At 59.9% G+C, this 24,626-nt stretch carries 22 protein-coding genes; 11 read left to right on the top strand and 11 right to left on the bottom strand.

Annotated elements, in window-relative coordinates; all coding sequences use genetic code 11:
* Positions 1-48: 48 nt before the first annotated feature.
* Together ppk2 and ACM6G4_RS12550 are read right to left on the bottom strand one after the other, a co-directional pair.
* Positions 49-867, bottom strand: coding sequence for a polyphosphate kinase 2 (ppk2, locus tag ACM6G4_RS12555; RefSeq protein WP_414913802.1), 819 nt, complete (start codon positions 865-867; stop codon positions 49-51).
* A gap of 58 nt (positions 868-925) precedes the next feature.
* A complete protein-coding gene (locus ACM6G4_RS12550) occupies positions 926-2,647 on the bottom strand; it encodes a SulP family inorganic anion transporter (RefSeq protein ID WP_056727935.1) in 1,722 nt (573 codons plus the stop codon).
* Positions 2,648-3,030: 383 nt separating this feature from the next.
* Here ACM6G4_RS12550 and ACM6G4_RS12545 point away from each other — a divergent pair, with 383 nt between their 5' ends.
* On the top strand, positions 3,031-3,483 hold the full coding sequence (locus ACM6G4_RS12545; protein ID WP_056727937.1) for a hypothetical protein: 453 nt from the start codon (positions 3,031-3,033) through the stop codon (positions 3,481-3,483).
* 281 nt (positions 3,484-3,764) lie between these two features.
* Positions 3,765-4,712, top strand: coding sequence for an AraC family transcriptional regulator (locus ACM6G4_RS12540; protein ID WP_236709759.1), 948 nt, complete (start codon positions 3,765-3,767; stop codon positions 4,710-4,712).
* 244 nt (positions 4,713-4,956) lie between these two features.
* Here the strand turns inward: ACM6G4_RS12540 and ACM6G4_RS12535 are convergent, their stop codons facing one another.
* The 3 genes from ACM6G4_RS12535 to ACM6G4_RS12525 form a co-directional block, all read right to left on the bottom strand.
* Entirely contained in the window at positions 4,957-6,876 is a 1,920-nt protein-coding gene (locus tag ACM6G4_RS12535; RefSeq protein ID WP_414913801.1) for a tyrosine-protein phosphatase, read from the bottom strand.
* A gap of 250 nt (positions 6,877-7,126) precedes the next feature.
* Complete coding sequence (locus ACM6G4_RS12530; RefSeq protein WP_414913800.1) at positions 7,127-7,642, bottom strand: hypothetical protein; 516 nt, start codon at positions 7,640-7,642, stop codon at positions 7,127-7,129.
* Between the two features lie 120 nt (positions 7,643-7,762).
* Entirely contained in the window at positions 7,763-8,236 is a 474-nt protein-coding gene (locus tag ACM6G4_RS12525) for an anti-virulence regulator CigR family protein (RefSeq protein WP_223542409.1), read from the bottom strand.
* 449 nt (positions 8,237-8,685) lie between these two features.
* On the opposite strand from ACM6G4_RS12525, the gene ACM6G4_RS12520 reads away from it, so the two are divergent.
* Both ACM6G4_RS12520 and ACM6G4_RS12515 read left to right on the top strand, forming a co-directional pair.
* On the top strand, positions 8,686-8,922 hold the full coding sequence (locus ACM6G4_RS12520) for a hypothetical protein (RefSeq protein WP_056727946.1): 237 nt from the start codon (positions 8,686-8,688) through the stop codon (positions 8,920-8,922).
* A gap of 190 nt (positions 8,923-9,112) precedes the next feature.
* Positions 9,113-9,850: a hypothetical protein gene (locus tag ACM6G4_RS12515; RefSeq protein ID WP_056727948.1), complete on the top strand. Its 738-nt coding sequence runs from the start codon at positions 9,113-9,115 to the stop codon at positions 9,848-9,850.
* A 33-nt stretch (positions 9,851-9,883) separates the two neighbouring features.
* Here ACM6G4_RS12515 and ACM6G4_RS12510 read toward each other — a convergent pair whose 3' ends face one another.
* Positions 9,884-10,687, bottom strand: coding sequence for a hypothetical protein (locus ACM6G4_RS12510; protein WP_056727950.1), 804 nt, complete (start codon positions 10,685-10,687; stop codon positions 9,884-9,886).
* Positions 10,688-11,319: 632 nt separating this feature from the next.
* On the opposite strand from ACM6G4_RS12510, the gene ACM6G4_RS12505 reads away from it, so the two are divergent.
* The gene (locus ACM6G4_RS12505; RefSeq protein ID WP_056727952.1) at positions 11,320-11,613 is read left to right on the top strand and encodes a hypothetical protein; all 294 of its coding nucleotides are present in this window, start codon (positions 11,320-11,322) and stop codon (positions 11,611-11,613) included.
* 136 nt (positions 11,614-11,749) lie between these two features.
* On the opposite strand, the gene yecR is transcribed toward ACM6G4_RS12505, so the two are convergent.
* Positions 11,750-12,220, bottom strand: coding sequence for a YecR family lipoprotein (gene yecR / locus ACM6G4_RS12500; RefSeq protein ID WP_056727954.1), 471 nt, complete (start codon positions 12,218-12,220; stop codon positions 11,750-11,752).
* A 341-nt stretch (positions 12,221-12,561) separates the two neighbouring features.
* Between yecR and ACM6G4_RS12495 the strand changes: the two genes are divergently transcribed.
* Positions 12,562-13,269 carry a CatB-related O-acetyltransferase gene (locus ACM6G4_RS12495; protein WP_414913803.1) on the top strand — a complete coding sequence of 236 codons (708 nt, stop codon included), beginning with the start codon at positions 12,562-12,564 and terminating at the stop codon, positions 13,267-13,269.
* Positions 13,270-13,397: 128 nt separating this feature from the next.
* Here the strand turns inward: ACM6G4_RS12495 and ACM6G4_RS12490 are convergent, their stop codons facing one another.
* The 4 genes from ACM6G4_RS12490 to ACM6G4_RS12475 all read right to left on the bottom strand — a co-directional run bounded on the left by ACM6G4_RS12490 (position 13,398) and on the right by ACM6G4_RS12475 (position 18,712).
* Complete coding sequence (locus ACM6G4_RS12490) at positions 13,398-13,946, bottom strand: cupin domain-containing protein (RefSeq protein WP_007975263.1); 549 nt, start codon at positions 13,944-13,946, stop codon at positions 13,398-13,400.
* A gap of 351 nt (positions 13,947-14,297) precedes the next feature.
* The gene (locus tag ACM6G4_RS12485) at positions 14,298-15,596 is read right to left on the bottom strand and encodes an NAD(P)/FAD-dependent oxidoreductase (RefSeq protein ID WP_056727956.1); all 1,299 of its coding nucleotides are present in this window, start codon (positions 15,594-15,596) and stop codon (positions 14,298-14,300) included.
* A gap of 51 nt (positions 15,597-15,647) precedes the next feature.
* Positions 15,648-17,138: an aldehyde dehydrogenase gene (locus ACM6G4_RS12480; protein WP_409078738.1), complete on the bottom strand. Its 1,491-nt coding sequence runs from the start codon at positions 17,136-17,138 to the stop codon at positions 15,648-15,650.
* A 197-nt stretch (positions 17,139-17,335) separates the two neighbouring features.
* The gene (locus ACM6G4_RS12475) at positions 17,336-18,712 is read right to left on the bottom strand and encodes a glutamine synthetase family protein (RefSeq protein WP_056727960.1); all 1,377 of its coding nucleotides are present in this window, start codon (positions 18,710-18,712) and stop codon (positions 17,336-17,338) included.
* Positions 18,713-18,995: 283 nt separating this feature from the next.
* Between ACM6G4_RS12475 and ACM6G4_RS12470 the strand changes: the two genes are divergently transcribed.
* The 5 genes from ACM6G4_RS12470 (at position 18,996) to ACM6G4_RS12450 (ending at position 24,337) form a co-directional block, all read left to right on the top strand.
* A complete protein-coding gene (locus tag ACM6G4_RS12470; protein WP_414913799.1) occupies positions 18,996-19,757 on the top strand; it encodes a gamma-glutamyl-gamma-aminobutyrate hydrolase family protein in 762 nt (253 codons plus the stop codon).
* Between the two features lie 366 nt (positions 19,758-20,123).
* On the top strand, positions 20,124-21,266 hold the full coding sequence (potA, locus tag ACM6G4_RS12465; protein ID WP_046042409.1) for a polyamine ABC transporter ATP-binding protein: 1,143 nt from the start codon (positions 20,124-20,126) through the stop codon (positions 21,264-21,266).
* Positions 21,263-22,177, top strand: a complete 915-nt coding sequence (locus ACM6G4_RS12460) for an ABC transporter permease subunit (RefSeq protein WP_056727966.1) — start codon at positions 21,263-21,265, stop codon at positions 22,175-22,177. Before potA ends, ACM6G4_RS12460 begins: the two co-directional genes overlap by 4 nt.
* The gene (locus ACM6G4_RS12455; RefSeq protein ID WP_414913798.1) at positions 22,174-23,058 is read left to right on the top strand and encodes an ABC transporter permease subunit; all 885 of its coding nucleotides are present in this window, start codon (positions 22,174-22,176) and stop codon (positions 23,056-23,058) included. Before ACM6G4_RS12460 ends, ACM6G4_RS12455 begins: the two co-directional genes overlap by 4 nt.
* Before the next feature lie 181 nt (positions 23,059-23,239).
* Positions 23,240-24,337 carry a polyamine ABC transporter substrate-binding protein gene (locus ACM6G4_RS12450; protein ID WP_056727970.1) on the top strand — a complete coding sequence of 366 codons (1,098 nt, stop codon included), beginning with the start codon at positions 23,240-23,242 and terminating at the stop codon, positions 24,335-24,337.
* Positions 24,338-24,626: the final 289 nt, after the last annotated feature.

The raw sequence follows: 24,626 nt of genomic DNA, 5'->3' as shown, positions 1-24,626 counted from the left end.
GCATGCAGCAGGAGCCGGTCCGGGCCGGCTCCTGTCCAATGCATCGTTCTAGAATTTTTCCGCGATGAATTTGAACGGATAGTTCGGATCCCGATAGTTACCAGGACTTTGGCGCTTGGGCAGTTTCACCTTCGCCCGCGGTACTTCCTCATAAGGAATACTGTTGAGCACATCGCTGATGATGTTCAGTCGCGCCCGTCGCTTGTCATTCGAGTTGGCGACCCGCCACGGGGCGAAGTTTGTATCGGTGGCCTCGAACATGTCGTCCCGGGCACGGGAGTAGTCGTACCAGCGGTTATAGGACTTGAGGTCCATGGGCGACAGCTTCCAGATCTTGCGCCCGTCGGTGATACGCTCCTTGAGGCGTCGGGTCTGTTCCTCCTGGCTCACTTCAAGCCAGTACTTGATCAGGATGATTCCCGATTCCACCAGTGCCTGCTCGACGCGCGGCACCGAGGTGAGAAAATTGCGCACCTGCTCTTCAGTGCAAAAGCCCATGACCCGCTCGACTCCGGCGCGGTTGTACCAGCTGCGATCGAAGATCACCACTTCACCGGCCGCCGGCAGGTGCGGCAGATAACGCTGCACATACATCTGGCTTTTTTCCCGCTCGGTCGGCGCCGGCAGCGCCATTACCCGGAACACCCGCGGACTGACCCGCTCGGTGAGCGCCTTGATGGTTCCGCCTTTGCCGGCGCCATCGCGGCCCTCGAAGATGATGCACACCTTGGCGCCCGTGTGCTGCACCCACTCCTGCAGCTTGACCATCTCGACATGCAGCCGCGCCAGTTCCTCGAGATACACCTTGTTCCTGAGCTTGCCGCTTTCAACCGGTTTGCTTTTGCTTGCCGCCTTCTTCTTCGCCATGCCAGTTAACTCCTTCAATGCGTCACATAGCGTCCGGAGTGTCCCCGGCCGCGTTCATTCAGCGTCGACTGCGCTGATAATGTTCAACCGCCAGTTCCAGGTTCAGGAACATGCGCGCCTCGCCCAGCGCATGGCCCAGGGGGGCCTTGATGACCATCTCCCATACGCTCGGGCTCATGCCCACCAGCCACAATGAAATGCCTTTTTCCTGCAGTTGCTGTTCCGCCCCGGTGAGCATTTTCAGCGCGGTGTATTCCAGGTCGAACACGCTGCGCAGGTCCAGAACCACGACCTTGGGGTTCGCCACGTCAATCAGCGGGCGGATCTTGTCGGCGATGCGCTGGGCATTGGCGAAGAACACCCGCCCTTCGGGCCTGAGCAACAGCAACCCGTCAAAGTGTTCGTCGTCTGCGTTGTCCGTGGCCTGCGGACGATAGACGTTGGTGCCGGGCTTGCGTCCCAGGACATGCACGGGCGGGTCCGAGACCTGATAGGCCAGGGCCAGCAACGAGACGATGATCGCCACGACGATCCCTTGCAGCGTGCCCAGCAGGATCACGCCGATCATGGCCACCACGGCCCAGGCAAATTCGGTACGGCGAACCGACAGTATCTCGCGAAATTCCGCCGGCTCGATCAGGCCCACCGAATACACGATCACCACGGCCGCGAGCGTGGCGTTGGGCATCAGGCCAATGAGCGGTGCCAGCAGCAGACAGGTGCCCAGTGCCAGTGCGGCGGTGACCAGTGCGGCCAGTTGCGAGCGGGCGCCGGCCAGGCGGTTCACCGCCGTCTGGGTGGTGCCGCCACCGGCGACCATGGCCCCGAGAAACGCGCCACCGATGTTGGCAACGCCCGTGGCCAGCAGTTCCCGGTTCGGTTGTGGCGCGGGCTCGTCACTGCGGGCGAACGCGCGCCCCGCCGCGATGGTTTCGGTGAAACTCATCAGCGCGATCCCCATCGCCGAGGACCACAGGGTCTCGGCCATCGACCATACCGGCAGGGTCGGCGCGGGCAACCCGATCGGCACCACGCCGACGGCGGACACACCAAAGCGCTCCAGGCCAAACAGGCTCATGCCGATGATGCCAAGCGCCACCGCAATCAAGGGTGCGGGCAGCCGGGGCGTAAATCGCTTCATGCCTACCAGCAGCAGGACCATGAACACGCCGACCGCCACGGTCGGCAGCGAGGCATGGCCGGCGCTCTGGACCGTGGCCACCAGGTTGTGCAGGAAGCCGCCTTTGTCGATGTGCGTGCCCAACAACTTGGGCAACTGGTCGAGCACGATGACCACGCCGATGCCGGCCTTGAACCCCACCAGCACCGGTTCGGAAATGAAATTGGCGACGAAACCCAGGCGCAGCAGTCCCGCGACGATGAGGATCGCGCCCACCATCAGGGCCAGCGTCGCGGAACCGGCGAGCAAGGTCGCCGTATCGCCATCGGGGCTGATCTGGCCCAGTGCGGAGCCGGCGAGAATGGCCAGGGTGGTCGTGGTGCTGACGCTAAGCGGGCGCGACGTGCCGAGCACGGCATAGATCACCATCGGCACCAGCGCCGTGTACAGCCCGACCTGCACCGGCAGGCCGGCAATGGTGGCGTACGCCAGCGCCTTGGGTATGACCACCGCCGCTGCCGTCAGCCCGGCGACCACATCGCTGCGCAGCCAGTCTGGCCGGTAGTTGCCAAGCCATTCCGGGATCAACAGGCTGCGCAAGGTTCCCCGTTGTGGAGCACCTGGAATCCGCTCTTGCGGATGGCTGCCTTGTTGATTCATCAGTCACTCCAGTGGCAAATCTTCCATGCGGATGATGAGTGGGCTCAACTGACCGCACAATCCTTTAACTGCACGCGCAACCATTGCAAACCTTCATCGGCATCAAAGCGCGTGTGCCAGCAGGCAATCAGCTCGGGCTCGGGAAATTCAAAGGGTGGGGCATGGGTCGAATACACCGGTAAATGTCCGGGTAATGGCGCTCGGTAGATTACAAATGTAGCCGGTTTGTGCGGCGATGAATGGATTCGTTGATTCAGGCTCGAAGGCGTCCATCACGTCCTCGCTGAAAGGGGAAGCCTCGTATGGACGACGTCATGAAAGCGATAAATGAGCTATACCCGCTAATTCTCCCCCTTGCAGTTCTTCAACCCAGGAGTTTGGCAATGAAGCTCAGAACCTCACTGGCAGCACTCATGGTTGCGGCAAGCCTTTTCGGCTGCACCACTTCATCGACCCACGGCGTGAACGTCAACCTGGTCGCCACCCGGCAAAACGCCGGTCAGATCGGCACTGTCACCTTGACCGACTGGGACAAGAAAACCGGGCTCAGTTTCTTCATCAGCGGTGCTCCAATGGGGGTTACCCTGCCCCTGCGCCTTTACTCGTTCATCAATAACGGCACCTGCCAGCAACCCGGGTCAGTCGCCTACGCGATGAACGACACCGTCAACACCGAAGCCCAACCCGTACGCGGCTGGTCTTTTACCCGGACCGCGCCTGTGCCGTTGCAAACCCTGCTTGACGGCAAGTATTCGGTGGTCGTGCGAACGGCTCCGACCGATGGCAACGTCGATATCTTTTGCGGGGATATCAAGGCAACAGAGCCGGTGAAATAGCCGCGGCCCTTGCAAGCCGGCCCACGCCCGAGTACCGCTCGCGCCACCGGTTGTCCGGTGCGAGCGGTGGCGTCGGATGGACGGAAACGGGGGCGACGGCAACAACCGGTAACAAACCTGTCATTACTCACTGATAACGTCCAAGCGTTTTCCCGAATCGCATCCGCTCGATCTCCGATCGCCCCAGTTCCCTGTACCGGGGCTTTGCCCATCCGCTCAAGGTGCCACTTCAGGTGTACGCAAGCACGACGCGCAAGCAAATCATCATCAGGTCCGACGACATGAGCTGCGACGACTTTGGCGCGTTGTTCTCGAACCTGTTCGGCAACCTCTATAGCGACTCACCGCCGCCGCCGAAAAACATCATCATCGGCGGGGTCTACGGCCGGCACGAAGGTGTCAGTTTTCGTCGCATGCACTATCGCGGTGACTTCACGGTGGCTTTTCCCGCCCCCCTTGATGAAATCACCTTTGTCATCCCCACCGCCGGCAAGATCATCTTCAACCACGTCACCGAGTCGGTCGGCTTCGCGCAGACAGGCCTGGCAATCGACAAGGCCGAGGTCCACTCGACGCGCTTTGTCGACAACCACGCACAGCACGGGATTTCGATCAGCCGCCGGCTGATCACCGAGCGCCTGTCGACGCTGCTGGGTAAACCTATCCTGCAAAAGGTGCATTTCGAGCCGGTGGTGGACCTGAATGTCTTGGCCTTGCAGGGCATCCGCGCATTGATTGACCTGGCCACGGGCACCGAGTTCGACCTGCTGATCAACAGCGGTTCGCTGATGCCTTCGCGTCTTCGCGAGATGCTGGTCGATGCGGTACTGGAAGCCTGGCCGCACAACTTCACCGAAGCCCTCCGGCGCCCTTCCCCATCGATTGCGCCACGGCATGTGAAGCTCGCTGTCGAGTACATTCAGGAGCACCCCGATCACCTGGCCAGCGGCACCGAGCTGGCGCAATTGACCAACGTCAGCCTGCGCGCTTTGCAGGAAGGTTTTCAGCGTTTCATGGGCACTTCGATCGTTGCCTATCAGCGTCAGGTCCGCCTGGAGCGCGCCTTTGCCGCGCTGTCCCAGGAGGTATCGCCGTCGGTGACAGACGTGGCCTTGCAACAGGGCTTCAGCAATGTCGGGCGGTTTTGCCAGTATTTCCAGAGTGCCTACGGCATCAGTCCCGCAGACGTGAGAAAGGGCCTGCGAGCGCGGCCGATGGCGATCAATTGAGGGGTTAGCGGGAGCACTCGCGAAAGCGGAATGTCAGCCGCCCTCTTCGTTAGCTGTGAGTCCGCCTTCGCGAGCAAGCCCGCTCCCACACTTTGATCGGTGTCGAACACAATTCCCGCGTACGACAAAAAACCACTGTGGGAGCGGGCTTGCTCGCGAAGGCGGAGTGACATTCAACATCTACGTCGACTGACACGACCACTTCGCGAGCAGGCTCACTCCCACAGATTGCCTCAACTGATCGTCAGAACAGATAACTGGCCTTCAGCCCGCCATTGAAGCCGTGGCTATCGCCGCCACCGCTGGCGCCGACTTCTGCCCCCACGCTCCACGGACCAAGGTTGGCCATGACGTTGACGCCACCGGTGAACTGGTCACGGTTGTCGAAGGCGGCTTGCTGTTCGATGTCCAGGCCCAGCAGTTGCCCTTCGCTGTCGACCTCATGGTCACCCAACACATGCTCGTAGCCCACTTGCAGGCCCGGCACCACTTGCCAGGCACCGAGGCTGACAGGCGCAAAGGATGCGTTGAGGTTGGCCACCGCGCTCTTGCGGGTCTCGTGGATGCCGTCGACGTCCAGGGCCAGTTCGCTGCCTTTTTCCTGGAAACCCGACAGGTTGACGTGACTGATCCGCACGCCGAGGCTCGGTTCGAGGGTCACGCCATTCACCGGTACACGGTAACCGAGGGCCAGGGTCGCGCCGGTGAGGTTGCCATGGCTGTCGCCCTTGGCCGTGCCCAGACCGCCGCCCAGTTCACGCTTGCTCTCGTAATCGAGATAGCCGGCGCTGGCATCGGCATCCACAAACAGGCCGCGCTCCAGGCCGTTCGGGGCAAAGCGTGCGCCGACGCTGAAGAAGGTCAGGTCAGTATCGGCCTCGCCACCTGCGCCACCGACATTGCCGCTGCTGTAGCCAAAGCCGGCATGGGCGCTGAGCTGTTCGGAAAAGCGCTGGGTCAGGCCGATCATCATGCCCTGGCTATGCTCGTTGCTGCTGGAGGCCTGGGAGGAACCATCGGTGCCCAGATACCCCGCCAACGCGGTGCTCCACAGGCGATATTGCCCGACCTTGAGGTCGATTCCGCTGGTGAACGGCGCGGCGGCCTGTTCGATCATCGCGCCCTGGCGCAGCAGGTAGCTGGCGGCGTCGGCGTGCACCTGACCGCCGACGGTGGACTCCACGCCCCCGAGGCTGCGGGCATCGATGGCCGACTGCAGGTAGTAGTTGTAGGCGCTGTAGGTGCCCGACAGGTTGCTGTTCTGCAGTTGCTGCAACAACTGCGCGCCGGCCGCGGCGTTGCCAGCCAGGTCCGCCGCGCCCGGCAGGCTGTTGTAGAACACCATCTTGCCGCGCAGCACGTAGATGGTTTCCTGGGACAGGCCGAGGCCTTCCTTGAGGTAGTTATCCATCGTGCCGTACTGCGCGGTCACCTCGTCCAGGCCGGCCTGCAGGTAACTGGCCTCTACACCGATCAACGGGCCATAGATGGTCGCCAGGTTCGGTGGCAACGCCGCCAGGGTCGCCCTCATACGCGCGGCGGTGTAGTCGTTGGTCGCCAGGTAGTTGCTCATGATGGTAGCATCGTCGAGCCCGGCGATGCTTTGCAGCACAGCGGCGGTCCAGCCCGTGCGGTCCTTGCCGGCGGTGCAGTGGAACACAGCCGCGCCGTCGACCGTGGCCAGCTCATTGAACAGCTGGTTGAACTCGCTGCGCATCCCAGCGTTGCGGACGAAATCCCGGTTGGTGTCCTGCATCATGGCGGTGGCTTCGGCGGCGCTGTGGAACGCGACGTTGGTGACGTTCGCGCCCGACGTGGAGCCGCCGATGATGTCGATGTTGGTGTACGTCGCACCCGCGGGCATCGTGTCGGGCGTAGCGGCGATTTCGGTTGGCGTGCGCAAGTCGTAGACCGCCTTGATGCCCAGGCCGTTGAGGGTCGCCAGATCCGCCGCCGATGGCGTCAGCGCGTTGGAGCGGTAAAACACCCCGCCCCGCATCGTGCCGTCATTGGCCGTGGTGTACGCGGTGGTGAGACCGGCGACATCGCGCAAGTTATCGATGCTCTTCAGGCGTGGGGTGTTGAGGGGGACAGTCTCGGCAGCCTGGGCGGCAGCGATGGACAGGCTCAAAACAGACAGCGAACACACAAGTCGTTGGAACACAGTGCAGCCTCATTGAAATCGCGTTGGGCTGACTAATATCTACATTGAAATGGCGCTGAACATGACAAATCGCCCGCGTACGCAAATCACTGCGCGATGTGTCCAGGTGGCTCGTTTTCTGTCCGTGTAATGCCTGTTGTGCTGGCGGAGAACAAGCTGCGCGGTGGTCGCCGATCAATTTCCAGGCATAAAAAAACCCGCCTTGCAGCGGGTTTTTTGCTTTTTTAGAAACTGATCTGTCGCCGCGAACTCAATGGGTTTTTTTCGAGGTCGACAGCCCGGCTTTACTCAAGCCTTTGGTGTTGTGCTCACCCGGCGTCGAGGCCGAAATGGCCGTGGCCTTGGCGACGCCACGAGTATCCTTGGAATGGGCGATGCCCGAGGTCATGCTGCCATGACCGCTGTCATCGTTGCGCGCACTGCCGTAGTGGTTTCCGCTCAGGCCATGGTCGCGCACGGATTTGCCAGCATGGTCGCTGTCCAGCCCGTTGCCGCGGCCGTTACTGCCGGAGTGGCCGGTACCGGCGTGTCCGCCACCCATGCCGCCGCCGTGACCTGCGCCGTTTCCGCCACCATTACCACCGCCGTTACCGCCGCCATTTCCACCGCCGCCACCGCCGCCGTTTCCGCCGCCACCGCCACCGCCACCGCCGTCCTTCGCGTATGCGGAGCCCATGATCGACAGGCCATCAGGCAGCAAAGGGGCGGCTGCAAGCATCATGGCGCATGACATTACAGCAACGAGACTCTTGTTTTTAAAAAGCATGATTGCTTCCATAGGAGGTTGATATCGCGTTAGGTATGACGCGATATCCCTCCAACAGTTCAAGTACCACGACAAACGGCTGGAGCACTTTGAATCAGCGGGAAGACTACCTTCCACACGTCAATCAAACGCACCGTCGAGAATTTCATAGACAAGCCCGGTGGCCAGCGCAACCAGGATCAGGTCCGTGCCGACTTGCTGCCATTCGTAGCCATCATAGTGGGGCAGCCTGCCGACGAGTCGGCCATCGAGTTTTTTGGCGATACCGGGTGGAAGCGGCTTGCCTCGGGCAAGGTTCTTCTGAATACCCGGTGGCAAGTCAGGCCCTGGGCTCCAGTAGCCCGTATTCACACCAATGATCTCGAGCACGCTGCCACGGTTGATGCTCGGGCCATTGCTCCAGTCCCCGCCGCCGCCGGAATTCTTGTTCTTGTTGCCATGACCACCCTGGTTGCCCTGGCCCTTGTTGCCTTGGTTGCCATGGGTGACTTTCCCGCTACCCTGGCCATTACCGGGATCAGCCAGCGCCGTCACCGAGCCGCAGACCAGAGCCAAACAGGTAACAGCTGCAATCAATGATCGAGTCCTGAACATGATTCATTCCTTCGTCGTGGGGAATATTCCCTGAATATTTAGATGTTATAGACGAAGTTGGTTCCATCAAGTCACCAACCGCCAAACCGTCTACGCTCATCCGATCGAAGCCTTGCAGGCGTTTGCCGGAGGATGGGGCTTGTCAATTATAGGCATCTCACTGCGCTTGCTCATCACACAGCCCTGACATCCGAAAAACATGCTAGTACCAACGTGGCCGCCACTGCACTCATCAAGAACACGTTGCGACGCTTCGACGTGAATCCACGCTTGATACGTCGCAGATACTTCAAAGCGTGGCGCTGTTTCCCGATTGTTACCTCAGCGGCGCAGTTGTCACTTCTGCGCCGCCGAACGGGCCAATAGAGTATGGCCGTCGGTGTGGAACAGGGTCGTCGACTTGTCGGCCCGCGCTTGCACCGATCCCCCCATCACGGAAGAGGTGAATCATGAGTTTCGTCAAAGTGGAAAAAAACCAGAGCAGCGCCCCGTCGGATGCCGACATGAAAAAAGCCATGTTCGAGGCGGGCGGCAAGCCGGACGAGGTCACCGGGACCAATGCCGCCCGCACCCTGACCTACACCGGCGTGGTCAATCACACGGTGTACGAGAACAAGCTGATCGAGATCGCCAAGGGCAAACGCACCAGCTGGAACTTCGTCTGGGCCGATGCCAGGGCCGCCTGAGGTCAAGGCGGGGCGGTCGATCGGCTGCCCCGCTGGCTCAGCCCCTGATACAACCCCGATACCCGCTTGTAACACCAAGACACTTAGCCGCCCTGCCCCTCGACCCTAGAGTGAAGCCGTCAATGGACTGCAGCGCCAAGCGCCAGCAGCCCATTATTTGCCCAACACACCACCAAGGAAGAGGGAAACCATGAGCAAATCAATCGCTGTCAGCCAACAGAGCCAGCAGCTTCACAATGATGTGCAAGAAGCCGTCAAGTCGATCATGGGTGCAACGCAACTGAAGGCGTCAGATTACGGCCGGGTACTGAGGTCGGCCCTGGCGGCTTCGCAAAAAACCGTCACCATCGAAATCGCCGCCGGAGACCTGACGCTGCTGAAGAAGTCCGGCTACAAGCTGTGCTTTGCCAAGAAGGTAGGTGACGCCGACTACAACGTGGTCTGGCAGTCCTATGACGCGTACCTGAGCAACAACGAGTTCAGCTGGACGCCGCAGTATCAGCTGTTCGCCTCCAACGTGTTCAAGGAAAACGTGCAAGTCAAAGTCTCGACCAACATCGTCAACATTGGCCTTGGGCAAACCTCGACACTTGATGAAAGCGGCCTGCTGAGCCCGGCGGTAACCGGTGGCCCGGACACTTCCCTGACTTTCGTGAACAACTACGCGCCGATTCATCCGGGGGTCAACCAGTTGTCCACCGGTATCGATGGCAATCAGGTCAGTACGCCAATCTACGTGGCCGTAAACCAGGTCGTCACCGGCAATACCGTGCTGACGCCGGTGGAAACCATCCTCGTGTGGTTCGAACAGAACGTACAGACCAGCACCATGTTCAGTACCTCACGCTCCAAGGCGATCGAAATCGACCTGACGTTCGATAACACCGCAGCTCGCCTTTACGAAGGCGGTCAGTGGAAAACCGTGTAACCGTCATGCCGGGGCAACCTTGCGGTTGCCCTTTCACTCCTCTTTGCCCGTCGTGGCGAAGTAGCCCGTCAGCGAGCGACAGATCGACTGCGCGAGGTCCTCCTGGGTGGCGATGCCATAGGGTCGATCACGATCGAACTGCGCCGACCAGCGAATCCGCCCCTGCGCCACATCCACCAGGCGCAATGACGCTCGCACCCGCGAAGGCTCGACCCGCACGCTGCCCTCCAGGCAATAGCTGTAACGCCCGCCACGCTTGAAGTCCGGTACCGGCTCGCTGTTGCGTGCCACCCGCATCAACACATGATTGGTCCCGGTCTGCGCCTGCTCGAACGACTCGAACAATCGGCAGCTCAACTCCTCGCACAAGCCCCGGGTAAAGTCATCGCCATCGCGGGTGAGGCAGGTAAACGGCTGGATCTGGACCACCGGATGGCGAGTGCCGACGCCCTTGGGCCGCAGCCGCTGATAGGTCAAGCGATAACACCCGGGTGGAATGCACAAACGCACCGAGTCCTGCTGGCCGTTGCCGGCGTAATGCGCTGCGAGCTTGCGCCGCAAGCGCCCCACCTGCACTCGCACCACCGGATCGTCGCCCGTGCAATACACTGCCGGGTCACGACGAAACACCGCGATGCCGATGGCGTGTTCGGTCAGCGGCGTTTTGCAAGCCTGAAGGTCGTGCTCGACCAGAAAGCGCAACAAACTGCCCATGCGCCTGGACTTGGCAAACAACGGGCTGACCAGCAATAGCGCCAGCACCCGCTCGATTTCTTCCCGATCGAGCGGCTCGGGAACCCCCGCCGCAGTCGGATCGGCCATGCTTTTGATCACCATCGCCTGCCTCCGTGCAGGTTGCCGACAGGAATGGATGTCGCACTCCGTGATAACCCTTGCAGCGTGAGCAGGAATGGGGCTCGGGCACTGCAACGACCAAGCGTAGCAGCCGTGTTGATATCGGCAGGCAATTGCGATGGTAGCAACCCGCCATCCGACGAACGTTCAATTTTGACGTCTGAATAATTTGTAGGAATTTACCCCCCGTGACGAGGGAGCTTGCTCCCGCTGGGCTGCGAAGCAGCCCTCATCCCTTGCAACTCATTTCCTCAGACACACCGCAGCGCCCCGTTTTACGGCGCCGGAGCCGCCGAGCGGGAGCAAGCTCCCTCGCCACAGGGGGCTTTTGGCGTCCTACAGGCCGGTTGCAGCCGTCGAAATCCATGCCTAATGTGCGCCGGTCGCTGACTTGAGTTGGCGATTGGGTTTCGCAGCCCTGTAGAAGAAGGAACACAGCTAAATGACAACTGTGGCAAAATTTGCCGCCGTTTCGTTTTATGGCGGCTGTGTGTGGGAGACCTTCGGGTCTGCCGGCTTGACTCTTCTCCGGTCTGCGAACCCGCACATAGCTGCCACCCATTTGTTTCGCAGCAAAAGGTGGCACTTCACGAACCTTTGAAGAGTTCTACCTTATGACAATGCAAAATCCGCCTCGCCGCTTCACCCCCATGAAACAAATCGCAACCAGCTACCCCGTCCTCCTCATCGACAGCGACGCCCCGCTGCGCGAACTCCACAACTGCGCCGCCGAACGTCTCAACGCCGTCCTGCAATACCTCAACCTCATGGCCTGCACCAGCCTCCCCGACTACGCCGAAAACGACATCAACACCGTCACCAACATTTCGCGGATTCTGCTTCAGGATGTGCGGGATGTGTTTGGGGTGATCGAGCAGCGAGGGTTTGAGGGGCCGAAGAAGCAGTGATATTTTTCAAGCACAAAAAACCCGCATTTCTGCGGGTTTTTGTTGCTCGCTCAAAATCTCACTTTTTGCTTTTCAACCGACGACCGCACTCAGACTAAAGAAATGAAACCGAGCAGCGGAAACGATATCGACTGAACTATTCAGCCATGATCGCCTGATATTCCTTCTGGTACTCAGCGTAAGGGAGCTTTTTGTCCATCAAAGCCTTCACTCGCGCTTCCTTGTACTGAGCAGGCGTCAGCATTCCAACCGGTACAGACGACTGCGAAGACGCTGAAGCCTGGTTTGGTGGTGTGATATTTCCAATGCATTGATACTTGACGATCATCTGCCCGGCGTTGCAATTACCCCAGCCATCTCTTGACTGACAATTCTGGGTTTGACCACCGAAGGGTTCTGCGCGCTCGTAACCCCACACCGCACATTTGCTGTTTGCAATCGACTCAGCCTGCTTGTAATCAACGACCGGAGTCTCGAAAGGTTTGAAGTCGTAAGCCATATCGATCGAGCCATCCGCTCGGCTCCCGCCGGTTGCGTAAAATTCTTTACGACTGGAACAACCCGTTACTACAACGGCCAACATGACCAGAAGAAGTAGCTTGCGCATGAGAAGAAATCCTTTTGAGGTGCAAGAAGCGCAATGATGGCAATACGCCTTCTCTCTGTCCACAAAAACGATTTCCGGATGGACGATCAACAACGACGGAAATTTGCGGCCAAACAATGATCGTTGAATCCCTGATCATAAACTCGCCGGTGTATTAGCAGCACATTGCTCACGACCCTCATCCGGCGCAGTTCCTGCACTGATCAGCGCCCGAGACGCACAAAAGCGGTTTTTTGAAAAACGTCTAAAAAATTCATCTCCCCCGCCGATTCATTTAGACTCGGCCGCTGGCTCATGGGGCCATGACCAAGCCCTATTACGGATATCCAAGACAGCCCGTCATGAAAAAAATAATCAGCTATTTGCGAAACAGTTACTGGAAAAGATGGATTCGCAAACACAAATGCAAAGTGGCGGGCGGTTTATTGTCACTGCACAAAAGAACGACACTGACCATTGAAGAAGGCGTGACGCTTGGGAATGTGGTCATAGAATCAAAAAAGCTGGAGATCGGCGCGCATACCTATATCCGCAGTGACTGCTTCCTTTCGGCGGTCTCCTCCATTGGCAGGTTTTGTTCCATTAGCAGCAGCTGTTTTATCGGCCAGCAAAAGAGCTCGCATCCGTTGGACTGGCTCAGTTCACATCCCTTTCAATATACCGACACGGCGCTGGTTTACGACCCGGAGGTTGCGGACATCACGATTGGGCATGACGTCTGGATCGGCCATAGCGCGATGATCCTGGAAGGCGTGACCATAGGCACCGGCGCAGTCATCGCAACCCGCGCCCTGGTTGCCCATGACGTGCCACCGTACGCCATTGTTGCCGGCACCCCGGCAAAAATTGTCAGGTATCGGCACACACCCGAGTTGATCGAGGCGCTGATCAACAGCCAGTGGTGGGATGTCGATGTCGAGGTACTCAAGACATTACCGCTCAATGATCCGCAAGCAACCTTGGCTCTGTTGGACACCCTGCAGAAAGAAAACCGCGCCGACTACCAACAGATCGATATAACCCGCAAAGGGTGCAGTGTTTCCTCTTGAGCAGCGGGAATGACCAGCGCTGCACTTCAAGATGCCAGGCCATAACCAGATTCGAGTGATAAAAAAACCCGCATCAGATGCGGGTTTTGACGGTTGGTTGCTGATGAACCCTGCCTGTAAAGCGGTTATCAGAAGTTCGCCGGTGTGTTGGCGCTGATGATTTCCGCCTCATCCGCCCCGATGTTGCGAAACCGGTGCGGCAAGGTCGTCGGGAAGTAATAGCCATCCCCGGCGTTGAGCACGCTCACCTGGCCATCCACGGTCAACTCCACGGTGCCCCGGGTCACCAACCCACACTCCTCGCCTTCGGAATGCACGATCGGCTCTTCGCCAGAGCTTGCACCCGGTGCGTATTGCTCGCGCAGCAAGCGCATCTGCCGGCTTGGCACGGACGCGCCGATCAGCAGCAGGCGCAGGCCATGGCGACCGAGGTCGGGCTGTTCGTTGGCACGGAAGACGTACTGGTGTTCGCGCGGTGGCTGATCGAAGGTGAAGAAGTCGGCCAGGGACATGGGGATGCCCTCCAGCAATTTCTTCAGGGAGCTGACGGAAGGACTGACCCGATTCTGTTCGATCAGGGAGATGGTTGCATTGGTGACGCCGCTACGCCGGGCCAGCTCGCGCTGGGACAGTTTGTAGCTTTCGCGTACTAATTTGAGTCGTGAGCCCGTGTCCATGACAGCCTTATGTGCGTGCTACTTAAGGGTAATGGGGGTGGAGTGCAGGCGCGGATCACGCCGTTTTCCGGTCCCGGAAACGTGAAAGGCGGCTATTAAATCACGTTTGTTCATAATGCTCAGCAGGTTCGATAAACGGCTGAAGAAAACAACCTGTTGGTGATATTTCTGAGTTAAGTCACAAGACCTGTGGGAGCGGGCTTGCTCGCGAAAGCGGTGTGTCAGGCGACATCTATGGTGACTGATATGGCCTCTTCGCGAGCAAGCCCGCTCCCACAGGTGGTTTGCGGTGTTGCTGATGTAAAAAACCGGCGGCCAGCTTTTGGGAGGCAGCCGCCGGCGAGGTAAAGCTTAGATGCCGAAACGGTCACGCAGCGAGTAGTACACGGCGCCCAGGGCGGTCAACGGCGCCGAGAAGGTGCGCCCGCCGATCATCGGCATGTGCGGCAGCGAGGCAAACGCATCGAAGCGCTCGGCGTCGCCACGGATCATTTCCGAGATCAGTTTGCCGGCCAGGTGCGAACAGGTCACGCCGTGGCCGCTGTAGCCCTGCATGTAGTAGGCGTTCTTCTCGATACGGCCGAATTGCGGCATGCGCGACATGGTCAGCAGGAAGTTGCCGGTCCAGCGGTAATCGATCTTCACGTCCTTCAATTGCGGGAAGGTCTTGAGGATCTTCGGGCGGATCAGTTGGTCGATGTCGTCCGGCTCGCGCGCACCGTAGACCACGCCACCACCGTACAGCAGGCGGTTGTCGGCGGTCAGGCGGTAGTAGTCGAGCAGGTAGTTGCAGTCTTCGACGCAGTAGTTGTTCTTGATCAGGCTGCGGGCCTGCTGCTGCGACAACGGCTCGGTGACGACGATCTGCGAACCGCACGGCATGCTCTTGCTGGTCACGCGGTTGTCCAGGCCCTGCGGCAGGTAGGCGTTACCGGCGATCAGCAGGTACTTGGCCTTGACCACGCCTTTTGCCGTGCGCACGGTGATGGGCTCGCCGTAGGTGATTTCCACCGCCGCCGATTGCTCGTAGATCTTGCCGCCCAGGCCGATGATGGCCGAAGCCTCGCCGAGTGCCAGGTTCAGCGGGTGAATGTGGCCGCCCTGCATGTCCAGCAGGCCGCCGACATAGGCTTCGGAACCGACTTCGCGCTTGATGTCGGCCGCGTCGAGCATTTTCAGGTTCTTGTTGCCGTAGCGTTCCCAGCTCTTCTTCTGCTCGGCCAGGCCCTTGAGTTGTTTCTTGTTCATCGCCGCGAAGATACCGCCTGGGCGGTAGTCGCACTGGATGTCGTAGTGCTGTATGCGCTGACGGATGATGTCGGCGCCTTCGAAAATCATGCTGCCGAGGATTTCGGCAGTCTTGTCGCCGTAGCGCTCTTCGATGACATCGACGTCGCGGCTGTAGGAGTTGACCAGCTGGCCGCCGTTGCGACCGCTGGCGCCGAAGCCGACCTTGGCTGCTTCGAGCACGGTCACGCTGTAGCCCGCTTCAGCGAGGAACAGGGCCGAGGACAGGCCGGTGTAGCCGGCGCCGATCACGCAGACGTCGCAGTCCACCGCCCCTTCCAGCACCGGGAAATCGCCGGTGAAGTTGCGGGTGGCGGCGTAGTAGCTGTTTACATGCTGTTGTGTTGAAGAGTTCTGTTTCATACGTTTCTCCGATGGCCGCCGACAGAGCCGGCGACCGTCGCTTTATTGTTATCAGAGCTTGATCCAGGTCGCTTTGAGTTCGGTGTACTTGTCGAACGCGTGCAGCGATTTGTCCCGACCGTTACCCGACTGCTTGAACCCGCCGAACGGCGCGGTCATGTCGCCGCCGTCGTACTGGTTGACCCAGACGCTGCCGGCACGCAGGCCACGGGCGAAGGTGTGGGCCTTGCTCAGGTTGCTGGTCCACACGCCGGCGGCCAGGCCGAAGATGCTGTCGTTGGCAATTGCCAGGGCTTCTTCAGCAGTGTCGAAGGTGATGACCGACAGCACCGGGCCGAAGATTTCTTCCCGGGCAATAGTCATGGCGTTGGTCACGCCGTCGAAAATCGTCGGTTCCACGTACTGGCCACCGGTGTCTTCGAGGGTGCGGCTGCCGCCCGCGATCAGTTCGGCGCCCTGCTCTTTGCCGATGCCGATGTAGCGCAGCACGTTGTCCAGTTGACGCTGGTCCACGACCGCGCCGACGGTGGTCGCAGGATCGAGGGCGTGGCCCGGTTTCCAGGCTTGCAGGGCTTCCACCAGCAATGGAATGAACTGCTCGCGGATCGAACGCTCCACCAGCAGGCGCGAACCGGCGGTGCAGACTTCGCCCTGGTTGAAAGCAATGGCACCGGCCGCGGCTTGTGCGGCGACGCGCAGGTCCGGCGCATCGGCGAACACCACGTTGGCGCTCTTGCCCCCGGCTTCGGCCCAGACGCGTTTCATGTTGCTTTGCCCAGCGTAGATCATCAGTTGCTTGGCGATCGCCGTGGAGCCGGTGAAGGCCAGCACGTCGACGTCCATGTGTAACGCCAGCGCCTTGCCCACGGTGTGGCCGTAGCCCGGCAGGACGTTGAACACGCCTTTGGGGATGCCGGCATCCAGCGCCAGTTGCGCGATGCGGATCGCGGTCAGCGGGGACTTTTCCGAAGGTTTGAGGATGAACGAGTTGCCCATCGCCAGGGCCGGGGCGAATTTCCAGCTGGCCATGATCAGCGGGAAGTTCCACGGCACGATGGCCGCGACCACACCGACTGCTTCGCGGGTCACCAGGCCAAGCTGATCCTGGGGCGTGGCGGCGACTTCGTCGTAGATCTTGTCGATGGCTTCGGCGGTCCAGCGGATCGCGTTGGCGGTCGCCGGAATATCGATGCTCATGGAGTCGCTGATCGGCTTGCCCATGTCGAGGGTTTCGAGCAGGGCCAGTTCTTCCTGGTTGGCCAGGATCAGATCGGCGAAACGGATCAGGATGCGCTTGCGCTCGGCCGGGGCCAGGTTGGCCCACACGCCGGATTCGAAGGTGCGACGCGCCACGGCGACCGCCGCATTGGCGTCGGCTTCGTCGGTGCCGGCGACGTTCGCCAGGAAACGACCGTCCACGGGGCTGATGCATTCGAACGTGGCGCCACTGGCGGCCGCGCAGTATTGGCCGTCAATGAATGCGCGACCTTCAATAGAGAGGGACTGGAAGCGTTGCTCCCAATCGCTGCGAGTGTTTGTCATGGTTGTGACTCGACGCAGGGGAATAGGTGATCGTCGGGCCGAATGCCCTCAATCAAAAACTTGAAACCCGATCCCTGTAGGAGCTGCCGAAGGCTGCGATCTTTTGATCTTAAAAGCAAAAGTCAAAAGATCGCAGCCTTCGGCAGCTCCTACAGGGGTAGTCACCCGCCATCAAGGGTGTGGCGGGTAGCTGCCAATCAGACCGTGTGCAAGTACCAGTTGTACTCAAGGTCCGAGATGGAGTTCTCGAACTCGGCCAGCTCGCTTTCCTTGCACGCCACGAACACGTCGATGTACATCGGGTCGATGTAGCGCGCCATGACTTCGCTGTCGTCCAGCTCGCGCAGGGCGTCGCGCAGGTTGTTCGGCAGGCTCTGCTCGTTCTGCTCGTAGCTGTTGCCTTCCACCGGGGCGCCCGGCTCGATCTGGTTGGTCAGGCCGTGGTGCACGCCCGCCAATACCGAAGCCATCAGCAGGTACGGGTTGGCATCGGCGCCCGCTACGCGGTGTTCGATGCGCACCGAGTCCGGCGAACCGGTCGGTACACGCACGGCCACGGTGCGGTTGTCGATGCCCCAGCTCGGCGAGTTCGGCACGTAGAACTGAGCGCCGAAACGACGGTACGAGTTGACGTTCGGGCAAAGGAACGCCATCTGCGCCGGCAGGGTCTCGAGCACACCGCCGATCGCGTGTCGCAGCGCGGCGTTCTGCTCGGGATCCTCGCTGGCAAAGATGTTGTTGCCTTCTTTGTCGAGAATCGAAATGTGCACGTGCAGACCGTTACCTGCCTGGCCCGGATACGGCTTGGCCATGAAGGTGGTGTCCATCTCGTGGTCGTAGGCGATGTTCTTCACCAGACGCTTGAGCAGGACGGCGTAGTCGCACGCCTTGATTGGGTCAGCCACATGATGCAGGTTGACTTCGAATTGCGCCGGGGCGCTTTCCTTGACGATGGCGTCAGCCGGGATGCCCTGCTCTTTCGCGCCTTCGAGGATGTCTTGCAGGCAGTCGACGTATTCGTCGAGGTCGTCGATCAGGTACACCTGGGTCGACATCGGACGCTTGCCGGAAACCGGCGAACGCGGCGATTGCGGACGACCGTTCACGTTGTCCTGGTCGATCAGGTAGAACTCCAGCTCGAACGCGGCGCAGATGGTCAGGCCCAGGTCGTCGAACTTGCGCACGATATTGGCCAGTACTTCACGCGGGTCGGCGAAGAACGGCTGGCCTTCGATTTCGTGCATGGTCATCAGCAGTTGCGCGGTCGGGCGCTTCTGCCATGGCTCGATGCTGAGGGTGCCGGGGATCGGGTAGCAGATCCGGTCGGCATCGCCGATGTCCAGACCCAGGCCGGTGCTTTCCACCGTGGAACCATTGATGTCCAGAGCGAACAGAGACGCCGGCAGGTTGATGCCTTTCTCGTAAACCTTATGAAGACTGGTGCGTTCGATGCGCTTACCGCGCACCACACCGTTCATATCCGCAATCAGAAGGTCGACGTACAAAACCTCAGGATATTTCTTAAGGAATGCGTTTGCTTCGTTGAGTTGAACGGTACGCAGAGGGACCGACATGATGCACCTATTTTTTACTGTTAATTATTATGTTCACCGCCCTTTCACGAGCCCAGTCAATCCGAAAGGCAAAGTGAAGTCAATAGCGAACACCTGGCCTTTCAACGTTTATTTTCGGGCCTCTCAGGGGGACGAGAGTGCCAGATACGCCCTCAAACACGCGTAAATCCTGAAGATCGGACGTGCGGCGTTTAGAATTTTTTACATGAGAGTTGTTAATTAAAATCAACAAGGCTAAGCTCCGGAAAAGCTCGTTCAAGTGTGAAACTTCGAGGTGATAAAAATGGCATTCAAGCCATTGATCGGCGTTACTGCATGCGTCAAACAGATTGGCCTGCACCCCTACCACATCAGCGGTGACAAGTACTTGCGTGCTGTCAGCGTTGCCGCGCTGGGGCTGCCTGTCGTTATTCCTTCCTTAGGCGACCTGACCGACATCGAGGACCTGCTGCCGCAGCTCGACGGTCTGTTGCTGACCGGCTCGCCGTCGAACGTGGAACCCTTCCACTATCAAGGCCCCGACAGCGCCCCCGGCACGGATCACGATCCGGCGCGGGATGCCACCACCCTTCCGCTGATCCGCGCCGCTATTGCAGCGGGCGTGCCGGTGCTCGGCATCTGCCGTGGCTTCCAGGAAATGAACGTGGCGTTCGGCGGCAGCCTGCATCAGAAGGTCCATGAGCTCCCGGGCTTGCTCGACCATCGCGAGGCCGACCATCCGGACCTGGCCGTGCAATACGCTCCCGCTCACGGGGTGAATGTGCAGCCGGGCGGTGTGTTCGAAGCGCTGGACCTGCCTGCGGTGTTCCAGGTGAACTCGATTCACAGCCAGGGCATCGACCGCCTCGCTCCCGGCCTGCGCGCCGAAGCCGTCGCGCCCGATGGCCTGATCGAGGCGATCTCGGTCGAGAACAGCAAGGCCTTTGCCCTCGGCGTGCAATGGCACCCGGAATGGCAGGTGCTGAGCAACCCTCCTTATCTGAGTATTTTCCAGGCGTTCGGCGAAGCCTGCCGGCAACGGGCGGCTCTGCGTCACTCGAACTGACGAACTGATACCCACATTCAACGATTAACTGCCCAACGCGAGCGGGCAGGCGCTTTTGCGTGCCCCGCTCGCGAAAACAACACACTGCAATAACAACAAGTACGACCAGGCAGCCAGGATGGCGGCGCCGAATAAACCCGAGCGGTATGGGTGAGTTCGATCAGCAAACGCAAATCCCTGTGGGAGCGAGCTTGCTCGCGATAGCGATGTGTCAGGTGACATCAATGTCGATTGTGCCGGCCTCATCGCGAGCAAGCTCGCTCCCACAGGGTCTGCGTTCTGACCGAAGTCCCCGATACGGGTTTGCAATCCACTATTAAGCCGGGCCGTGTTGGCCGGGCGACTGAAACCTGTTGGGAGTTTCACATGGCAAACGCCTCCAGCATCTACAGGAAGGCTCTTGAGGGTCACCAGGCACCGAAAAAGGTGTTGGTGAAAATCGATCGCGTCACCAAGAAGTTCGACGAAACCACCGCCGTGGACGATGTGTCCCTGGAAATCCACCAGGGCGAAATCTTCGCCCTGCTCGGTGGTTCCGGTTCCGGCAAATCGACCCTGCTGCGCATGCTCGCCGGTTTCGAGCGCCCGACCGAGGGCCGGATTCTGCTCGACGGCGTCGACATCACCGACATGCCGCCGTACGAACGACCGATCAACATGATGTTCCAGTCCTACGCGCTGTTCCCGCACATGACGGTGGCGCAGAACATCGCCTTCGGCCTCAAGCAGGACCGTTTGCCAGCGGCCGAAATCGACGCCCGGGTGCAGGAGATGCTGCGCCTGGTGCACATGACCCAGTACGCCAAGCGCAAGCCGCACCAGCTGTCCGGCGGCCAGCGTCAGCGCGTGGCCCTGGCCCGTTCCCTGGCCAAGCGTCCGAAGCTGCTGCTGCTCGACGAACCGATGGGCGCCCTGGATAAAAAGCTGCGATCGCAAATGCAGCTTGAACTTGTCGAGATCATCGAGCGCGTGGGCGTGACCTGCGTGATGGTGACCCACGACCAGGAAGAAGCCATGACCATGGCCCAGCGCATCGCGATCATGCACCTGGGCTGGATCGCCCAGATCGGCAGCCCGGTGGACATTTATGAAGCACCGGTCAGCCGCATGGTCTGCGAATTCATCGGCAACGTGAACGCCTTCGACGGCACCGTGGTCGAGGACCTGGAAGGTCACGCGATCATCCACAGCCCGGACTTGGAGCAGAAGATCTACGTCGGTCATGGCGTCAGCACGTCGGTGCAGGACAAGTCGATCACCTACGCGATCCGCCCGGAAAAACTGCTGGTCAGCACCGTCAAGCCGGAGAACCGCTACAACTGGTCCGCCGGCAAAGTGCATGACATCGCCTACCTCGGTGGCCACTCGGTGTTCTACGTCGAGCTGCCCGGGGGCAAGATCGTCCAGTCGTTCATGGCCAACGCCGAACGCCGTGGTGCGCGTCCGACCTGGGACGATCAGGTCTACGTGTGGTGGGAAGACGACAGCGGCGTGGTACTGCGCGCATGAAAACCTTCAATCAGCAATTCCTGAGGTGGGTCCCCAGCGGGCGCAAGTTCGTCATCGGGATTCCGTTCATCTGGCTGTTCCTGTTCTTCATGCTGCCGTTCTTTCTGGTGATGAAGATCAGCTTCTCGGAAGCGGCCCTGGCCATTCCGCCCTACTCGGAGATCTACACCTACGCCGAGCAGAAATTCCAGCTGTTGCTCAACATCGGCAACTACACCCTGCTGGGCGAGGATGAGCTGTACCTGTCCGCCTACCTGGGGTCGTTGAAGGTGGCGTTTTTCAGCACAGTGATGTGCCTGGTGATCGGTTTCCCGATGGCCTACGCCATCACCAAGGCCAGCAAGGAAGCGCAGAACGTGCTGATGCTGCTGATCATGATGCCGACCTGGACCGCGATCCTGATTCGCGTTTATGCGTGGATGGGCATCCTCAGCAACAACGGCCTGCTCAATGGCTTCCTGATGTGGACCGGGCTGACGTCACACCCGATCGAGATCCTCAACACCAACATCGCCGTCTACATCGGCGTGGTGTATGCGTATCTGCCGTTCATGGTGCTGCCGCTGTACGCCAACCTGGTCAAGCATGACCAGAGCCTGCTGGAAGCGGCATCGGACCTGGGTTCGAGCACCTTCAACAGCTTCTGGAAAATCACCGTGCCGCTGGCCAAGAACGGCATCATCGCCGGTTGCATGCTGGTGTTCATTCCGGTGGTCGGTGAGTTCGTGATTCCGGAACTGCTGGGCGGCCCGGAAACCCTGATGATCGGCCGTGTGTTGTGGCAAGAGTTCTTCAACAACCGCGACTGGCCGGTGGCGTCCGCCCTGGCGGTGGTGATGCTGTTGATCCTGATTGTGCCGATTCTGCTGTTCAACCGCAGCCAGGCCAAAGAGATGGAGGCACGGGGATGAAACGCTTCGGATTTTCAAAGTTCATGCTGATTTTCGGCCTGTCGTTTATCTACCTGCCGATGCTGATCCTGGTGATCTACTCGTTCAACGCCTCCAAGCTGGTGACGGTGTGGGGTGGCTGGTCGTTCAAGTGGTACGCCGGTCTGCTCGACAACAGCCAGTTGATGGGCTCTGTGTTGCGCTCGCTGGAAATCGCCTGCTACACCGCGATTGCGGCAGTCGCACTCGGGACGCTGGCCGCGTTCGTCCTGACCCGCGTTACCCGCTTCAAGGGTCGCACGCTGTTCGGTGGCCTGGTCACCGCGCCGCTGGTGATGCCTGAAGTGATCACCGGTCTGTCGCTGTTGCTGCTGTTCGTGGCCATGGCGCAGTTGATCGGCTGGCCGATGGAGCGTGGCATCGTCACCATCTGGATCGCCCACACCACGTTTTGTGCCGCTTATGTGGCGGTGGTAGTCTCCGCCCGCCTTCGCGAACTGGACCTGTCCATCGAAGAAGCGGCCATGGATCTGGGTGCGAAGCCGTTCAAGGTGTTTTTCCTGATCACCATTCCGATGATCGCGCCGTCACTGGCGGCCGGCGGCATGATGTCGTTCGCCCTGTCGCTCGATGACCTGGTGCTGGCGAGCTTCGTGTCCGGCCCGGGCTCCACGACCCTGCCGATGGAAGTGTTCTCGGCGGTGCGCCTTGGGGTCAAGCCCGAGATCAACGCCGTGGCCAGCCTGATCCTGTTGGCCGTGTCGATCGTGACCTTCATGGTCTGGTACTTCAGCCGCCGCGCCGAAGCCACCCGCAAGCGCGCGATCCAGGAAGCCATGGACCAGACCGCCAGCGAATCCTGGCAGCAGCCTCAAAAACAAATGGCAGGGACCACCGCCTAATGTAGGAGCTGCCGCAGGCTGCGATCTTTTGATCTTGCCTTCAAAAGATCGCAGCCTCGTTGCACTCGACAGCTCCTACACAGCGCCTACAGGATGATGGGTACCCTCCCTCGTCACAGGTTTTATGTTGATTGCAATTTTGCTTTGTGTTTTTGAATAAAAAAGAAATGGAGTTGTACCGATGAAAATGTTTGGCAGGACTCTGCTGACACTGTCCTTATTGGGCGCAATCGCCACTGGTGCCCAGGCCAATGACAAGGTTCTGCGCGTCTATAACTGGTCGGATTACATTGGCCCGGATACCGTCAAGAAGTTCGAGGACGAGACTGGCATCCAGGTGACCTACGATGTCTTCGACAGCAACGAAACCCTTGAGGCACGCCTGCTGGCAGGCAAGTCCGGCTACGACATCGTCGTGCCGTCCAACAGCTTCCTGGCCAAGCAGATCAAGGCCGGCGTCTATCAGGAACTGGACAAGACGAAGCTGTCGAACTGGAAAAACCTCAACCCGGTGCTGCTGAAAAACGCCTCCGCCAGCGATCCCGATAACGCCCACGCCATCCCGTACATGTGGGGCTCGATCGGCATCGGTTTCAACCCGCAGAAGGTCAGGGAAGTGCTCGGCGCCAACGCCCCGACCAACTCCTGGGACCTGCTGTTCAAACCGGAAAACGCCGAGAAGCTCAAAGCCTGCGGCATCAGTTTCCTCGATTCGCCGACTGAAATGATCCCGACCGCCCTGCACTACCTGGGCTACCCGGTGAACGATCAGGACAAACAGCACATCGCCGAAGCCGAGGCGCTGTTCATGAAGATTCGCCCGAACGTGGCGTACTTCCATTCCTCGAAATACATCTCCGACCTGGCCAACGGCAACATTTGCGTGGCCGTCGGTTACTCCGGCGACGTGCTGCAGGCCAAGGCCCGCGCCCAGGAAGCCGGGGACAAGGTGAAGATCGACTACAGCATCCCGAAAGAAGGCGCCGCCAGTTTCTACGACATGCTCGCCATTCCCCGCGATGCCGCCAACGTCGAGAATGCGTACCTGTTCATGAACTTCCTGATGCGCCCCGACGTGATTGCCGACATCACCAACAACATCGGCTACAGCAACGCCAACGCTGCGGCCACGCCACTGGTGGATGAAGCGATCCGCAACGATCCGGGCTCCTATCCGCCGGAAGCGGTGATGGCCACGCTCTATGCCGTGCCGGACCAGCCGATTGCCGTCCAGCGGATCATGACCCGGGGCTGGACCAAGGTGAAACTCGGCCAGTAATTCACCTGCTTTTGTAGGAGCTGCCGGAGGCTGCGATCTTTTGATCTTGAGAGTTCGTGCCGAAGCAAAATCAAAAGATCGCAGCCTCCGGCAGCTCCTACGGAGTGATGTGTTCGATCAAGTACGATGTTCAAACCTTTTCCGTTCACGCAGCGCCTTACCACCGCTGCCTCTCCTGCAAGTAGAACGGCCTCACCTGGCTCCCTCGGTTCAGGTGAATTTTGGCGCCCTCGGGCGCCTTTTTTATGGTTCTTCACGCAATTCCGGGGAACACCGATACCTGTAGGAA

The sequence above is a fragment of the Pseudomonas sp. IT-P258 genome (genome assembly GCF_949767825.1).
Classification (GTDB): domain Bacteria; phylum Pseudomonadota; class Gammaproteobacteria; order Pseudomonadales; family Pseudomonadaceae; genus Aquipseudomonas; species Aquipseudomonas monachiensis.
The sequence above is the reverse complement of the archived record's forward strand: the minus strand, read 5'-3'. Positions and strand labels throughout refer to the sequence as shown.

Coding starts and splice junctions, on each gene's coding strand:
- ACM6G4_RS12520 (WP_056727946.1), top strand. CDS start 8,686: ATGAGTTTCGTCAAAGTGGAAAAAAACCAGAGCAGCGCCCCGTCGGAT.
- ACM6G4_RS12515 (WP_056727948.1), top strand. CDS start 9,113: ATGAGCAAATCAATCGCTGTCAGCCAACAGAGCCAGCAGCTTCACAAT.
- potA (WP_046042409.1), top strand. CDS start 20,124: ATGGCAAACGCCTCCAGCATCTACAGGAAGGCTCTTGAGGGTCACCAG.
- ACM6G4_RS12495 (WP_414913803.1), top strand. CDS start 12,562: ATGAAAAAAATAATCAGCTATTTGCGAAACAGTTACTGGAAAAGATGG.
- ACM6G4_RS12475 (WP_056727960.1), bottom strand. CDS start 18,712: ATGTCGGTCCCTCTGCGTACCGTTCAACTCAACGAAGCAAACGCATTC.
- ACM6G4_RS12550 (WP_056727935.1), bottom strand. CDS start 2,647: ATGAATCAACAAGGCAGCCATCCGCAAGAGCGGATTCCAGGTGCTCCA.
- ACM6G4_RS12470 (WP_414913799.1), top strand. CDS start 18,996: ATGGCATTCAAGCCATTGATCGGCGTTACTGCATGCGTCAAACAGATT.
- ACM6G4_RS12460 (WP_056727966.1), top strand. CDS start 21,263: ATGAAAACCTTCAATCAGCAATTCCTGAGGTGGGTCCCCAGCGGGCGC.
- ppk2 (WP_414913802.1), bottom strand. CDS start 867: ATGGCGAAGAAGAAGGCGGCAAGCAAAAGCAAACCGGTTGAAAGCGGC.
- ACM6G4_RS12525 (WP_223542409.1), bottom strand. CDS start 8,236: ATGTTCAGGACTCGATCATTGATTGCAGCTGTTACCTGTTTGGCTCTG.
- ACM6G4_RS12505 (WP_056727952.1), top strand. CDS start 11,320: ATGACAATGCAAAATCCGCCTCGCCGCTTCACCCCCATGAAACAAATC.
- ACM6G4_RS12480 (WP_409078738.1), bottom strand. CDS start 17,138: ATGACAAACACTCGCAGCGATTGGGAGCAACGCTTCCAGTCCCTCTCT.
- ACM6G4_RS12510 (WP_056727950.1), bottom strand. CDS start 10,687: ATGGTGATCAAAAGCATGGCCGATCCGACTGCGGCGGGGGTTCCCGAG.
- yecR (WP_056727954.1), bottom strand. CDS start 12,220: ATGCGCAAGCTACTTCTTCTGGTCATGTTGGCCGTTGTAGTAACGGGT.
- ACM6G4_RS12545 (WP_056727937.1), top strand. CDS start 3,031: ATGAAGCTCAGAACCTCACTGGCAGCACTCATGGTTGCGGCAAGCCTT.
- ACM6G4_RS12485 (WP_056727956.1), bottom strand. CDS start 15,596: ATGAAACAGAACTCTTCAACACAACAGCATGTAAACAGCTACTACGCC.
- ACM6G4_RS12450 (WP_056727970.1), top strand. CDS start 23,240: ATGAAAATGTTTGGCAGGACTCTGCTGACACTGTCCTTATTGGGCGCA.
- ACM6G4_RS12455 (WP_414913798.1), top strand. CDS start 22,174: ATGAAACGCTTCGGATTTTCAAAGTTCATGCTGATTTTCGGCCTGTCG.
- ACM6G4_RS12540 (WP_236709759.1), top strand. CDS start 3,765: ATGAGCTGCGACGACTTTGGCGCGTTGTTCTCGAACCTGTTCGGCAAC.
- ACM6G4_RS12490 (WP_007975263.1), bottom strand. CDS start 13,946: ATGGACACGGGCTCACGACTCAAATTAGTACGCGAAAGCTACAAACTG.
- ACM6G4_RS12530 (WP_414913800.1), bottom strand. CDS start 7,642: ATGCTTTTTAAAAACAAGAGTCTCGTTGCTGTAATGTCATGCGCCATG.